We start from the raw sequence: 14,772 nt of genomic DNA, 5'->3' as shown, positions 1-14,772 counted from the left end.
AATCTTATTCTTTTTCGTTCGCAAAGAAGACTGCGGCCTTTTTTAAAATATCACGCTCCATTTTTAACCGGTTGTTTTCTTTGCGTAATATCTCCAGCTCAGCTCGCTCAGATATGTTTAATGTTGATTGCTTTGAGCCTGCTTTTGAGTCAACTTGCGTTTCGGCTCTTACCCAGCGAGTAATTGCGCTCAGCGATACACCAAGATTATTAGCGGCTTCTTGGCGTGTATACCCCTGCTCAGTAATTAACTTTACTGCACTTTGTTTAAACTCAACTGTAAAAATTGGACGTACTTTTTTCTTATTCATAATCTACCTCTACTAGACATATTAACTGAAGTCTTTAGTAGTGTCCGGTAGTATTGAACCACATCATTTCTACACTGCTCACGCAGAACATACCCGTAAAGGTTTTGCTGTGCGTTTTGCGGTTATGGTTGGCAATAATGTAATCGGTGATTTTATTTAATCGGACTTCAGACTCTAATAGCTCTTTGGTATCGATGCCTTCAACATCAATATCCATCTCATTTGCACTGTCTACTTGCTTGTAGCGCCCCACATACTCAATACCAAACTTGAGCACGTTTTCATCTTTAATCGCATCAACGATGGTGTATTTATGTAAACACTCATCAAACAGGTCTTTAGTGGTGGTTTTGCGTGACGCTTTACTGGTCGCATTATCGGCAAAAATAGGCGTACCCGTAAAGCCAAATAGCTGATGATTATTAAAGAAGCTAACAATACGTTTGTGGGTATCACCAAACTGGCTACGATGGCATTCATCGAAAATAAACACGATGGACTTATCTTTCAGCTTCTCCATACGCGAGGTATAACGCTTATGACTAATCGCGTTATTGAGCTTCTGAATGGTCGTCACAATCAGCTTGGTATTGCGGTGTTCGTTGATTTTATTTACAGCAATAGGTGCATCAGTGAATTGATTGACCAACAAGTTAGTATTATCAGTACTATCCACACAACCTTTAGCAAAGCTATTAAACTCTTTGCTGGTTTGATAATCCAAGTCTTTTCTATCGACCACAAACACTACTTTGTGAACCTCAGAAAGCCCTGTGAGTATTTGCGCGGTTTTAAAAGAGGTCAGCGTTTTACCAGAACCTGTAGTATGCCAGATATAACCATTGAAGTTTTCAACGCGTTGTCCTGTATTTGCAATCTCATTACGCTCAATAACACGCCCAACAATATTTTCGGTGGCATAAATTTGGTATGGGCGCATCACCATTAAAATGCGATCTGTTTCATTAAGCACAATGTACTTTTGAATCAAGGTAGCCAACTGTTTACGTTGTAAGAAGGTATCAGCGAATTTCGATAACTCGGTATAACGATGGTTTTCTTCATCTGCCCAATAGAAGGTTTGCTTAAAGCTTTGGTTTTTGTTGTTGGCGTAATATTTGGTATTCACGCCATTGCTGATCACAAAAGTTTGCACATATTGGAACAGACCATAACTTGCCCAGTAAGAGTGACGCTGATAACGGTTAATTTGATTAAAGGCTTCTTTAAGCTCTAAGCCTCTGCGTTTCAGCTCAATCTGCACAAATGGTAAACCATTGACTAAAATAGTCACGTCATAACGGTTTTGATAACGCCCCTCTACGGTCACTTGTTGGGTGACTTGAAACTGGTTATCGTCCCATTTGTCCGCTAAAAACTGGATATACAGTGCAGTGTTTTTTCCATCACCTGCACTGTCTTTATTGATTTGCAGGCGATCACGCAGAGTTTTCGCTTTTTCAAACACAGAGCCTTTAGATAATGCATTCAGCACTTGCTTGAATTCATTGTCAGTTAGTGGCGCTTTTAAACGATTTACCTTTTCAAGCTGCGCTTTTAAATTTGCCAGCAGTGATTGCTCATCAGTTATCTGTGCAACTTGATAACCCAACGTTTTAAGCTGAGAAACTAAGTTATCTTCAAGTACTTGCTCTGCCTGTATTGCCAAAATCAATTCCTACCTGTTATTAAACTTTTTTACACAAACATCTGTTGTAACAAACCTTTTTGTAACTGCTGTGAATTCTTAACTACAGAGTCTGTAAGCTTCGTTTTTTTATCAAGTAAATTTAAAAAGGTAACTATTTTTTCTTGTTCTTCAAAACAAGGAATTGGTATCTCGACTTCACAAAGGCTTGTTTTTGATAATCCTAAAACAGAAACTCCTGTAGCTAACCTCATCATCTGCTTTCTGACGTAATAATTTTGCAAGCAATAGCCTAAATATCCGATGGCACACTTTTCTTTTGGCCTAAGCAAGAATGTATGAAGCCCGGCCAATACAACTGAATCTTCAATATTGACTAATTCAATTGCTTTACCAATATCTTTATAGTCTTCTGAGGCATCAGCGATTATTAAATCCCCATCTTTACAATAGTTAACACCAACTATCTTTTTAATGTCTACATCAGGGTTAATGAAAGGTAATGAAACCTGTTTTAAATCAATATGGCTGGGTAATTTTGTATGAATATCGCCATAATGAATGTTCCGAACTGAGCCATTGGTATGGTTCAATAAAGCTCTAGAAAATGAGTTTGTCGTTATAAAATCAAACATATCTACAATCTTAACATTCCTCCACTCAGGAAAGCGCTCACCATTTTTGCCTTTAAAGTATACAGCCCCTTTAAATAGCTCTTTGAGGGTTCCTGCATCAGATAAGTTATCAATTCCCAATTCCCTACAAACAACATTCAGCTCTATATTCAATTTTTCAAGTTTACTTTCTAGCTCTGATTGTTGTTTACCGAGTAGATTCAAGTCTTCTTTAGCCTCGTCTCCAAATATGTCTATATATCTTGGAATATTCAAATTACATTTATTCTTGTTAACGACAAAATCAATACTTGATACTTCTGATACTCCTTTAATGGAAACGCGTGAGTCAACAAGGCTCACAATTCAATCAATATGTTTATCTAAAAGAAGATTTTGATTAATCCCTTTTTCAAACATATCACTACCATTAACGAATAAAATATCATCTTTAGAGTCTCTATTCTTTTTAATCAATAAAATACATGTTGGAATGCTAGTCCCATAAAAGATTTTTTCTGGTAAGGTTATTACAGCATCTATTATGTTTTTATTTTCTATTAAAAAATTACGAATCTGCCCTTCAGCTGCCCCACGATATAGAGCCCCATGGGGCAATACCACTGCCATAGCCCCATCCTCAGCTAATTGAAATACCATATGTTGAACAAATGCTAAATCGGCTTTCTTCTTCGGTGCAAGTTTTCCGTAGTCTGCAAAACGCTCATCTGATTTAAATACTTCATTAGCACTCCATTCAACAGAAAATGGAGGGTTAGCCACTACGGCTTCGAAGCGTTTTTCAATATGGTGAGGCGTTTCTAAGGTATCGTCCTGTTGAATATCAAAACTACGGTAATGCACGCCATGTAAAATCATGTTCATACGCGCTAGGTTATAGGTACTTGGGTTTTTCTCTTGCCCGAAGTATTGGCTGACTTCGCCACCTTGTCGGCTGATCTCTCGTGAGACTTGTAATAACAATGAACCCGAGCCACAGGTAGGGTCGTAGACTGATTTCAGCTGTGTTTTGCCTTTGGTGACTAACTTGGCTAGTAACTTAGAGACCATCGGAGGCGTATAGAACTCACCCGCTTTTTTACCCGCGCCACTGGCAAACTGACCAATCAGGTATTCGTACGCATCACCTAATACATCAATCTCGGTATCATCAAGGCAGAAGTCAATCTCATCTAAATGCCCTAATACCGTCGTTATCAGCTCATTTTTAGCCTTTTCACTTTTACCCAGTTTATTAGAGGTTAAATCGATATCGTCAAACAGCCCGTTAAAGTCATCTTCACTGGCGGTGCCCATGGTGCTTTGCTCAATATGGTTAAGCACTTCACCTAATGACTCAATAATAAACTCGCCGTTATTACCTTTTTCAGCAATCACATGAAACAGCTCACTCGGTTTTAAAAAGTAACCTAAGTGGTCAATCGACTCCTCTTTAATCGCTTCTAAATACTCTTGACCTTCCTCTGTTGCTTCATCAATGCCATCAAACTTGATGCCATCTTCCGCTAAAATACCATCGGCATATTGGTGCATACGCTCAGACAAATATTTGTAGAAGATAAACCCTAAAATATAATCACGAAACTCATCTGCACTCATGTTGCCACGCAACGCATTAGCAATGTTCCAAAGCTGTTTTTCTAATGCTTTTTTATGTTGTTCTGCTGTTTCTTTAATTTCTGGCTGTGCCATGTTGGTTTATCCTGTTTTTGTTCTTTTAATTGATGTTTATTAACTTGTTATTTCTTGTTCATCTTCGGCAATGATATTAAGTACCTGTTCAAGGTATTGCCCATGATCTTTGCTTGTTGCTGATCTTAAGTATGATGGAATAACTTCTAAAAATTCATTCTTTGATATCGGTGTAAACTCACACAGTGCATCTATCATCGCAGGGCGTAACAATCTGTTTGCCATAGGGATGTTATCATTGGCTTTAGTAATTACAAGCTGTTCATATTGTTGCAGTTTTTCAGCTAGTGATTGTTCAGAATTAACATATTCTTCAACTGCTTCTAACTTATGCTCTTCTTGAGTCATTACTTCTTCAATTTCTTGAATTTCCGGTTCTTGCTCTTGAACGTCTGCAATATCTGTTTTTAATTGATGTAACAGTTCAATAATGGGTTTGAGTTGCGCCTGTGGGTTTTTAAACCAATCCGTTGACCAAATACGTTTGATATTCCAACCTAAACCCTCTAGTACTGACTGACGTAATCTATCTCGGTCTCGTGCTGACTTAGCTGAGTGGTAAGTCGCTCCATCACATTCAATCCCCATTAGGTATCGTCCTGGTTGACCAGGATCTTGCACGGCTAAATCGATGTAATATCCCGCGACACCCACTTGTGGGACACAATTAAAACCTTGTAACTTTAATGCATCCATTACTGCAATTTCAAAATCACTATCAGGTTGCTTACCAGTATGCTTAAGCTGCTGTAATTTACCCGTTTGCGCATAGGCTAAGAAACTTTTTAAAGCATGTACGCCAGGGCTAGAGGTTTCAGTTGCTAAAATATGCCCTTCTGTCATTGAACTGAATACATGCATACGTTTTTTAGAACGCGTAAATAATACATTTAAGCGTCTTCCACCCGCTGCGGAGTTAATAGGGCCAAAGCGCTGTGGCATTTGTGCGGCCCCCGCTTCTTGAGGACCATAGGTGCATGAGATGTAAATAACATCACGCTCATCACCCTGTACGTTCTCTAAGTTCTTAAGAAACAGCGGCTCTTCTAGTATTGCATTTTCAGCTAATGCATCACGGAATTGCGGGTTATCTTTTGAAAGCTCTTCAACACAGCGCTCGATTTGCTCTCGCTGTTTTGCACTCATTGCGACCACGCCAATTGACTCTTCAGGTCGATGTAACAGGTGTTTACACACCGCTTGTGCAATAACCTTCGCTTCTTCAATATTATGTTGGTTAACAAATCGGCCACTTTTTACATGGGTGAATTTGATACCAAACTCATCACTTTTACTTGATGGTGATGGGAATACCACTAAGTTATTGTCATAAAACTCTTGGTTAGAGAATGCAATTAAGCTTTCATGGCGAGAACGATAGTGCCAGCGTAATCTTCTTGCATTAAACATTGGTAACGATACATCCAGTATGCTTTCTGACTGTTCAATTGCCGTTGTATCTTCATCTTCAGATTGCACTGCCTTGTCAAAGAAACTGGTTGGTGGTAGCTGTTTTGGATCACCTACTACAACCAATTGTTTGCCTCGGGCAATTGTACCCAATGCATCTTCAGGTTTGATTTGCGATGCTTCATCCATTACAACAAGATCAAATTCAATTTGACCTGGTTGTAAATATTGAGCAACAGAATGTGGCCCCATCATGAAACAGGGTTTTAATGATACTAAAGAGTGCCCAGCTCTTTTTAGTAGCTGGCGGATCGGAACATGCCGTGTTTTTTTATGGACTTCATTGTTAATTAGCCCCATTTCGGTATAAGAGGATACACGCCCATTTGATATACCCGATTTAATCTCAGCATAACCAGATTGCGCTACTTGATGCGCTATTTTCTCCTGCTGGAGTGACTTGAGCTTATTGTCATACTGTTTAAACTGTTTGCGTATTGCACTCTGCTCTGCACCAGAGAAGTAAGCGAGTTCTTGATTTTCTGCAATAATCTCTCTTGCTAAAATATCAAATACAGAATAGATATATATTTGTTCAATACACTCTAAATCTAACTTTCCTGTTTCAGTGTAACGTAGTAAATTCTCCAGACCTTTCTCTGACAGTGATGTTCTGATCCTAATGAAATCAACCCAGGTACTTAACCAGCGAGGTTGAGTAATGGCTTTTTGGTTTCGATCATAATAGGATGCTAGCGTTTGCGCTTGGTCGTTAAACCATGCTTCATGGTCAAGCTCAACTTTATCCGAGAACATTTTTGATACCTGCAAATGGTTTTCATATGCTAACTTCACAGCATGTAGCTGTTCACTTAACTGTTGCAGGTTTAAAGCATCAATATTTTCAAAAAGGTATTCTCTTAATAAATCAGATTCCAAGTTGTTAAGCGCGCTTCTTAATGTCAGAGTTGCGCTTATCTTTTGGTATGATTGCTCTGTATTGTTTCTGATTGTCAGCTTGTGTTCTGAACCAAACAGCGGTTCAATTATTGTATCCTGTTCTAATTTTTGCTCTAATTTAAATAATTGCTTAGCTTTCTTAATAATCTGTTTTGTTTCATTTAATGTACAGTCGTTTATATGGTTCGACTGAACAGACTCAATACTACGGCGTAAACATTCAGCAAACAGGTCTAGCCCTTTATCACCAATCAACTCATGATTTTTATTGCTGAACATTGAATTATTAAATACTTTTTCAAGTGGCTTAACCATCTCAAAAAACTGAGTTAATTCCTCGTTAGTTTTACTTTCCGCAAGGTGCCTAACTCCTTTAAATACATCATTACTTATTGCGTGGAGTGACGTAGCAAACGCCACTCTTTTGCCAAAGCCGATACCATAAGAAACTCGAGTATTTTTGTACCAAGTCCTTAACGCTGTTATTTCATTAACTGGGGTCTCGATACCTTTATATTCATGTTGTAGTAATGAACAGTAGTCACCTGACTCTAATGTATCTTGTAATTGTTTATATTGAATTAGCTCAGGAAGCTGCTGCACTAAACTTTTAAACTTAGGTTTAAGTCCTAAACCAATGGTCAACAGTTTTGCTTTAGCAGCACGCCAATCACCATTGAACCAAGCAAAGAAACCTGCTTGACCAAAAATTACAGCCATTTCTTTTAACTCTGCTAATGGCGGCAGCTTATCAATATCAAACTGCTCTTTAAGCTTGTTATGAATAGGTGTGATCTCTTCGATGATCTCTACAAGAACAGGTAGCTGTTTATCTAATAACTCATTATCAAACAGCTGATGTCTTCTGTTAACTAATAGCGAATCTAACTCAGTGATATGTCCTAAATACTCTTTTAATTCAATTAGGCCTTTTTGTGAAATTGGTAATAATTCATCGAGTTCACTTAACTGCTCTTTGAGTATCGCTACATCATCAACAAGTGTGGTTATTAGTGTTTGTAATGAAACAAGTATTTCATACTGTTTATATGCTTCAGATAATCGAATTGAGCTATTTGTAAACTTTGCGTATAAATCGTTGTTTGATTCAACTAATTTATTAAACTCTTCCCCTTTAACAAGCGCATGTGGCTCTAAGTCGTTCGCTAAAGCAGTTAGCTTTTCTTTAGCGTATTCATAGTTTTGTAAATATTTATTTAGCTCAGGCAGGTTGTTTGCTGTAATTTTATTTACAGAAGGCAAAATCTCATTACCACTTAATATAGGTAATTTATCGAGGTCTTTTAATAGGGTTTGCACACTTTCAAGACTATTTATATCTTCAGTCTGTAGCTGTTTATTAACTAAGGTTAACTCGGACAAAAGTTCGCTAATTGCATCATTACTTTGCTGTAATAATTTGCAAATATTGTCACTATCAAACAACTGAATAGATTTATTATATACACCAAACCATGGATGATCAGATAACTGCTTACCTTGACCTAGCTGAGCTTTTACTTCTTGGTATACTTCGGCATATCTTTTTAAATCATCCGTAACTTTTCGACATGACATTTCATCAAAAATATTACCGTTAATATGCTCTGGGTTTATCTGCTCTAAAGATATATCTGCAAACTCTTCACGGTAACGTGTTGCTGTTGAAAAGATCTGATGTATTGTTCTACCCGTATTTTTCCAATTGCTATTTATTAAATCAGCATACCAAGTTAGCTTATCCTTTTTATCTTCATACATTTTTAAATCAATATTAATTGATTCAGGAAAACGGTATTCATCCTGCTTGTTAATACGTTTACCAATATTCTCGTATACTTGTTTCTTTTGCGTTTTATGGCTGTGTAACTCTAAACAAAAATCACCTAAGCCAGCTCGTTCTAACCAGACTTCACCACTTGTAATGCAGCCATTTTTTCTGCTACAAAAAGGACTTTTTTTCCTTGAGCAATTGCAGCTGCGATAAGGTTGGTAATAGTTTGCGATTTACCAGATCCTGGAGGCCCTTCGATAACCAGGTTTTTACCCTTGATGGCATCTACTAATGCACTGTGTTGAGAGCTATCTGCATCATCAATTAGCGGATATAAATCATGCACGCCCTCTAGAGAGTCAATGGCATATTCATTTCCAAAACTACTATTAACAGAGCCTTCGTCACTTCCTTCTCGAGCAAAGAACTTTTGTAATATTTCATGGTTTTGAATATTGTTTGAACCTTGAGGCCAGCGCTCTGGATCAAGATCTAGGTACATTAATAATTTACCAAAATCAAACATTGCTAAAGTCGCAAAACGCTTAAGTTTCCACTTTGGTTTATGTCCTAGAAGCTGCTGTTGAATAGATTTAAAATATTCTTCAGGCGTTAATTCGTCAGTTAACTCTGGCAATTCTAAATGAAAATCATGTTTCAATTTTTCTCTTAGAGAAAGGTTCGAGATTATGTCTTCACTCGTATACTCAATTGTGTAGGTATACGTCCCTAAGTCTTTATTTAATGAAGCACAATCAATTTTAACTGGGATCAAGTACAAAGGTGCTTGGCGAGCTACATCTGAATTTTCATCTTCATACCACTCTAAAAAACCAAACGCTAGATATAGAATGTTTGCACCTGTCTCCTCGATTGCAGTATTTGCTTTAGAGCGAATGTTTCTTAGTTGTGCTTCTAACTCTCGAGGAAACAGTAACGACTGGATATTATCATCATTGTGTTTTGCTTCATGTGAGGCACTTGATTGCGAAAGCTCATAACTTGTATTAAAGCCTTTAATTTTTGCCCACTCTTTTGCTGTGGGATCGGTTTTCGCTTTAACATCAACGCCTTTTTCATTGATAACGATATATCCATGCTCAATCAGATCATCTCTTGTTGGCTCTTCAACTGGGACAAAGGTAACTTCATCACCTTCTAATATTGTTTCGGCTAGTTGATTTGGTAACTCATCAATAACTCGAATAAAGCCTGTTCTACCATGCTTAAAATTTAATAAACGATTTCTACCAGTCAAATCTAATAAACGATTACGTATTGCTTGTAATGAATCAAAAGCAAAGTTGTTATTTTCAATATTGTCATTGTTTTCAGGCATTACTTTTTCTCTTGAGTGGTTACTTGCATTTTTTGGCTCTGTATCTGAGCTTTTATTGTTTACTGACCATGTGTAGTCGCTATTTTGAGTGACTTTATCTTTTAACAATATATGTAAGTGATGGTTGATAACCTTTTTAGGAATATCTAGCGATCTAGCAATACACCTAGCTGGTTGAGCAGGTTTATCTTTTAGCGTATTGACTATTGAAGAGGATATATCATTCATAATTGTTATTACTCCTCTAAAAAATAATCACTGTCTAACGCTTTTATTTCAAACACCTGTTTTGTGCTGACACCTAAATTATGCTCAAGCATTAATTCCGTTAATTGCTCGCCATTGATTAACACAATACGCTTTTCAATTACTGAAGTGAATTCCAACGCATCTTTACTAAAAGTACTGGTGGTGATGAACACGCCTTTTTTAGCTCGGTGCATATCAAGCGCACCAGCAAAGGCTTGAATCTCTGGTCGACCAACTGTTTTATCTGTATAACGCTTAGCTTGTAGATAAATCATCTCTAGCCCAAGTTTATCTTCTTTGATAATGCCATCAATACCACCATCCTGCGTGTATTGTGTTGCTTGCCCTGCATCTTTGCGTGAACCGCCATACCCCATTGCTAACATCAAATCGACCACTAGGTTTTCAAAGAACTTTGGTGAACTATTTAAGATAGATTGTAATAACTCATTGGTTAGTGAGTTATTGATGAGGTTAATGTTGTTACCAATCATCTCTAAGGGAGTTTGTTGCTCATTGGACTCTATAGTCGAATTGCTTTGTGGTTGGTCAGCACATTTGTTACTGCGCTGTTGAAACTCTGTAAACTGCTCAAAACGTTTTAAGTAATTGTTATTTATTTCTTCATTACTTTGTAAGGCATCCAAGCCTTTTTGTGTAATAACACAATACGCACGCCTAGGTTGCTCAATTAATCCTGCTTGCACTAAGTAGGTTTTAGCCCAGCCAATTCTCCCATGTGCGTAGGTCGATTTACCACTTGGAATTTTCAAATTACGTTGTTCGTCAGTAAAATTGAATTCCTTACAAACAAACTCTGTAATTTCACGTACATGATGCTCTTGACCATCGTCGATAGCTTGAAGCACAGAGCGCATATAAGTCTGGTATTGTGGAATTGGCATTAGTGGTCACTTTGATAAAATTTATTGTATTTAAATTAGCACATCAAACTGAAATCAAAAAGAAAATTGCCTTGTTGTATATGGTTATATTGATCTAGAAACTGCTTATTGTCTAAAGTCTGTTCATATACTTAATTAGGCATCACTTTCACCTTATTTTTAGATGTTAATATTTCTTTTTGTTGGAGTTTTTTTGTAAACTCTTCACCAATTCGATTCCAAATATTTTCAGACATATATCACCTCCATGAATACACTCACAGAGGATTTAAATTATGTCAGAAGTACAAGCAGTTAAAGAGTTAGAAACGGTTAAATTGATTAGCCATTTATTAGAGCGTCGCTATAGCAAACAGATGGCAGATATTTGGAATATTGGCTTAAACCTCGCGCTACGAATATCAGACCTGTTATCAATCAAGTTTGATGATATTCATGGGGATCGTTTAATCATTAAAGAAGCTAAAACAAGTAAACTTGCCAACATACAACTTAACCATAAAGTCTTAATACTTATCAAGGAGATACAATCACAACACCCTACTCATGTTTACCTTTTTCAATCTTACCGTAATCAACAATCTCTTTATAAGGCCCCGAAACCACTCACAAGACGAGGTGTATCTGAAGCCTTTGCAAGAGTCGGCAAAGAAGTCGGTATTGCTCTAGGCACTCACTCCATGCGTAAAACGCGCGGTTATCATCTGTACCAAAACACCAAAGATATTGCCCGAGTAATGAAGATGCTTCGACACTCATCTGAAGGTGTTACGTTAAGATATATCGGGATTACGCAGGATGATGTTGATAGAGACTTTGTTGAACTAGAGCTTTGACTTTAAACCCACCAGCAGCATAAAACCCAAATGCACATTTCGTGCATTTTGGTAGTTGGATGAGCCAGTAGAGCTAGTGATTTATATATGAATCAAACTCACCAAGTGAAACTTTAAACCAAACTTTTAATTTTATTTTAAAATCCTCATTTAACCGCTTTAGATATTTTTCGTCATCAGCATCTAAAGGAAAATCTAGAAGGATTCCCATCTTTTTGTACCTTGATAAATCACTATCAACTGCGTAATAGTTATACTCAATTATTTGCCCTAACGCTTTTCTTATAAGTTCTCGTGAACAAAAAGAGCCATCACCGCCAGAATGTTTAGCTTCAATGATATATTCATTATTGAACACGATATCAGCACGAACAGGTTGTTTGGAGGGTAAACTTATCTTTTTCTCTTTCACTAAATTAATGGCACTTTTAGTCTCACCTTCTATCCAAACATGAAACTCTTCTACGAGAGCTCTCTCTTTTTCTTCCCTTTCATATTCAGAACGAATTACACTTGTTAGTTTCTTGGACAATATTGGACAGGAGTACTCTTTATCAGCTTCTTTTGCTATATTTCGAAGAGAAACCATAAGTCTATTGTTAATGATATTTTGAGTTACTGTATTTTTAAAGAAAATGGAATGTTTAAGCTTATCTAAAACATCACACAAATCTCCAATAGTATTTACACCTTTCGGAATTAAAGTGGTGTGATTTTCGCTATCATCACTCCCCCCCGATCTCTTAGAGAATACATTTGGTTTCATTTCCTTGTTGAGCTTCATCAATTTATGGGATTCCATTATTTTATGAAACTTATTTCTTTTTGTTTTAGCGACACGATAACCAAATAATATTTTATCTTTTGCAAAATAAATCGATATTCGTCCAGGATTTGCTTTGATTTTACTCTCAGGGTTAGCTTTTTTTACTGGAACTCCAATGTGAAAAGAAATCCTCTCAGTTGAATCACTAAGCCGTAGTTTGATATTTTTATTTCCTTTAATAGCACTTAAAAATGCAATTAATACTTCAGTCACTATTAAAGGTGAAATGTTTGTTAACTTACCTTCAATAGCTTTGAGCCAATTTTCTAGGCCATTATCAGAGCCTTCAATTAATGATTCACTGTAATTTTTTATCCGCTTCATACTATTCTTATACATTTCACACCTCAAATAAAATATTTATTTATAAGAATAGTATTTATTTCAAAATTTTCAATAAGTTGAGATTAAAGTGTAGAGTCTTGTGGCGTAGTATTTTGTATAAATATAGTAAATCGTGTAACTCACTTTAGCATAAATCATGATACTTTTTGGTTAGCTTTTCCCCAATATGATATTGGTTCCTCAACTCCCTAAACTTGACGATTGGACAGTTTAACTATGATAAATAAACAGTTACACAGAGTTCTTTATTGAGGTTCTAACGCTAAATTGGCCAAATTTTGGATTCTTGTATTGCACGAAGTAAGGCTCCGACACTAAACCCTTTTGGGTATAATGTTGTTTCGGTGGCATTGTGTTCTTTGCTTTGCGTTTTAGATTCAATAAAATCCACCAGCATGTTAGCTTCATCTCTTAATGCGACATGCAACTCTTCGACTGAGATCTTCAAATACCCATTAAAGTACTCATGGTCATATTCTAAACTTGTATCTGCTATCCACCCTACTACGTTAGATAACTCTGTTTTGTTAATACCTAGTTGTTTCCGAAAGGTTTCATTAGCTACTAAAAGGTATTTCACCGCTTCGGTTTTACGTTGGATTTGCTTGCCCGCTTTTCTTAATGTTGCATGTTTATAACGTATCGCTTCTCTTTTACTGGTCCTTCGATATGTAGATTTAACTTCAACCACTATCACTGTGTTATCTAGAGCACAAATCAGATCAATCTCACCAGGGTTAAAATCATCGCTTTTATCAGGCTCATAGCCTACGATAACGGTAAAACCACGTTTTTTAAATTGAATACCTAGGTTAGTCTCGATCCTTTGAGTTTCACTTCTAATTTCTGGACGCTTATTTGCAAAACGACGTAAGGTATTTATCACATTTACGCTGGTTAATTGCCCTGCCATCATCCAAGGTAATTGAACACAGTAATTACCAAGCTTAAAGATTGGCCTTTCAGTCAGTTGCGGTATGTTGTCATTATTATTGGCTTTTAGTTGAGCAGACCATTTTTTACAATCAAGAGACCAAAAATCGAGTATTGCTTCTGCCGCGTTAATATTGCCTTTAGGAAAATCTTTACTGACAGTCCATCCAACAATATTTTTCGCTTTTTGTTTCCAATTACAGAACGTAATAGGGAATCTACCTTGCGGGTTGTTAGGGTCTATTAATCCACTGAGAGCTAACAACCCTAAAGAAGTTTTCCAGTCCCCTGTTTCATGTAAGTTTTTAGCAAACACTAAAATAAAGTCTTTGTTATAAAATGCAATCATTAGCTCTAGTGATAGCAACACCTGGTGTACATCTACCTTTAAGCCATTATCCGTTTGAATAACGTTATCAATACCGTATACATCTGATAGCTGAAGGTATGCACCAAGTGATTTTATATAAGCAATTTGGTTATCTTCATGGTTTTCTACTGAGCCGATTAACTGTTTATCCAACCCCCTATCTTTGAATTCTAAACCTCCTCGCATAACCCAATAACCATCAATTAAGTTTTGTTTTTTACCATTAAGCTCCCACGCTCGTTGTTCTACAAACGTGTATTTACGCATTTCTAAGCGTTCACCGTCTAAATAATATTCACACTCATCTTCAAAGCAAAATGGAGTAACACAACGTGATAAAAATCCATCTAATTCAACTTGAACTTGCATCAATTTTTCAAAGTGACGTAAGTATGAATCAGGGATTGAGGAGTCTTCTTGAGAGGGAAATACTAAAGGTGATTGGTGAGTTTTTAACGACTTGGCTATCTTAACTTCGGTTAAGTTAAAGTAATCAGACTCAGCATCGCGAAGCTTCCATTCAACGATTTCTTTTAACGC

General features: G+C 36.8%; 10 protein-coding genes. 1 reads left to right on the top strand and 9 read right to left on the bottom strand.

The annotated features are described in order from the left end of the window. Nucleotides 1–4 precede the first annotated feature (4 nt). From AB1A03_RS08515 to AB1A03_RS08485, 7 genes are all read right to left on the bottom strand, one after another. A complete protein-coding gene (locus AB1A03_RS08515; RefSeq protein ID WP_354622597.1) occupies nucleotides 5–310 on the bottom strand; it encodes a transposase in 306 nt (101 codons plus the stop codon). Nucleotides 311–344: 34 nt separating this feature from the next. Beyond that, nucleotides 345–1,979 (bottom strand): type I restriction endonuclease subunit R, encoded by a 1,635-nt coding sequence (locus tag AB1A03_RS08510; protein WP_354624256.1) that lies wholly within the window; start codon nucleotides 1,977–1,979, stop codon nucleotides 345–347. A 29-nt stretch (nucleotides 1,980–2,008) separates the two neighbouring features. Beyond that, a complete protein-coding gene (locus tag AB1A03_RS08505; protein ID WP_354624255.1) occupies nucleotides 2,009–2,935 on the bottom strand; it encodes a restriction endonuclease subunit S in 927 nt (308 codons plus the stop codon). 3 nt (nucleotides 2,936–2,938) lie between these two features. Beyond that, complete coding sequence (locus AB1A03_RS08500; protein WP_354624254.1) at nucleotides 2,939–4,285, bottom strand: type I restriction-modification system subunit M; 1,347 nt, start codon at nucleotides 4,283–4,285, stop codon at nucleotides 2,939–2,941. Nucleotides 4,286–4,324: 39 nt separating this feature from the next. Further along, a complete protein-coding gene (locus tag AB1A03_RS08495; RefSeq protein WP_354624253.1) occupies nucleotides 4,325–8,416 on the bottom strand; it encodes a PDDEXK-like endonuclease domain-containing protein in 4,092 nt (1,363 codons plus the stop codon). A 140-nt stretch (nucleotides 8,417–8,556) separates the two neighbouring features. Then, on the bottom strand, nucleotides 8,557–9,996 hold the full coding sequence (locus AB1A03_RS08490; RefSeq protein WP_354624252.1) for a DUF4011 domain-containing protein: 1,440 nt from the start codon (nucleotides 9,994–9,996) through the stop codon (nucleotides 8,557–8,559). A gap of 8 nt (nucleotides 9,997–10,004) precedes the next feature. Further along, nucleotides 10,005–10,922 carry a restriction endonuclease gene (locus AB1A03_RS08485; protein WP_354624251.1) on the bottom strand — a complete coding sequence of 306 codons (918 nt, stop codon included), beginning with the start codon at nucleotides 10,920–10,922 and terminating at the stop codon, nucleotides 10,005–10,007. Between the two features lie 275 nt (nucleotides 10,923–11,197). Here AB1A03_RS08485 and AB1A03_RS08480 point away from each other — a divergent pair, with 275 nt between their 5' ends. Next, complete coding sequence (locus AB1A03_RS08480; protein WP_354624250.1) at nucleotides 11,198–11,758, top strand: tyrosine-type recombinase/integrase; 561 nt, start codon at nucleotides 11,198–11,200, stop codon at nucleotides 11,756–11,758. Between the two features lie 73 nt (nucleotides 11,759–11,831). Here the strand turns inward: AB1A03_RS08480 and AB1A03_RS08475 are convergent, their stop codons facing one another. Beyond that, nucleotides 11,832–12,923, bottom strand: a complete 1,092-nt coding sequence (locus tag AB1A03_RS08475; protein ID WP_354624248.1) for a hypothetical protein — start codon at nucleotides 12,921–12,923, stop codon at nucleotides 11,832–11,834. Between the two features lie 268 nt (nucleotides 12,924–13,191). Further along, nucleotides 13,192–14,772 (bottom strand): hypothetical protein (locus AB1A03_RS08470; protein WP_354624247.1); only part of this gene is annotated, 1,581 nt, incomplete at its 5' end.

It is taken from the genome of Psychromonas sp. MME2, from assembly GCF_040566515.1.
In the GTDB taxonomy this organism is placed as follows: Bacteria; Pseudomonadota; Gammaproteobacteria; order Enterobacterales; family Psychromonadaceae; genus Psychromonas.
Note: the sequence above shows the minus strand (reverse complement) of the source record. Positions and strands in the feature narration are given on the sequence as shown.

Bases quoted from the DNA above. Each gene is read 5' to 3' on its own strand.
- AB1A03_RS08485 (WP_354624251.1), bottom strand. From the start codon at position 10,922: ATGCCAATTCCACAATACCAGACTTATATGCGCTCTGTGCTTCAAGCT.
- AB1A03_RS08480 (WP_354624250.1), top strand. From the start codon at position 11,198: ATGTCAGAAGTACAAGCAGTTAAAGAGTTAGAAACGGTTAAATTGATT.
- AB1A03_RS08495 (WP_354624253.1), bottom strand. From the start codon at position 8,416: ATGTATGAAGATAAAAAGGATAAGCTAACTTGGTATGCTGATTTAATA.
- AB1A03_RS08500 (WP_354624254.1), bottom strand. From the start codon at position 4,285: ATGGCACAGCCAGAAATTAAAGAAACAGCAGAACAACATAAAAAAGCA.
- AB1A03_RS08490 (WP_354624252.1), bottom strand. From the start codon at position 9,996: ATGAATGATATATCCTCTTCAATAGTCAATACGCTAAAAGATAAACCT.
- AB1A03_RS08515 (WP_354622597.1), bottom strand. From the start codon at position 310: ATGAATAAGAAAAAAGTACGTCCAATTTTTACAGTTGAGTTTAAACAA.
- AB1A03_RS08475 (WP_354624248.1), bottom strand. From the start codon at position 12,923: ATGTATAAGAATAGTATGAAGCGGATAAAAAATTACAGTGAATCATTA.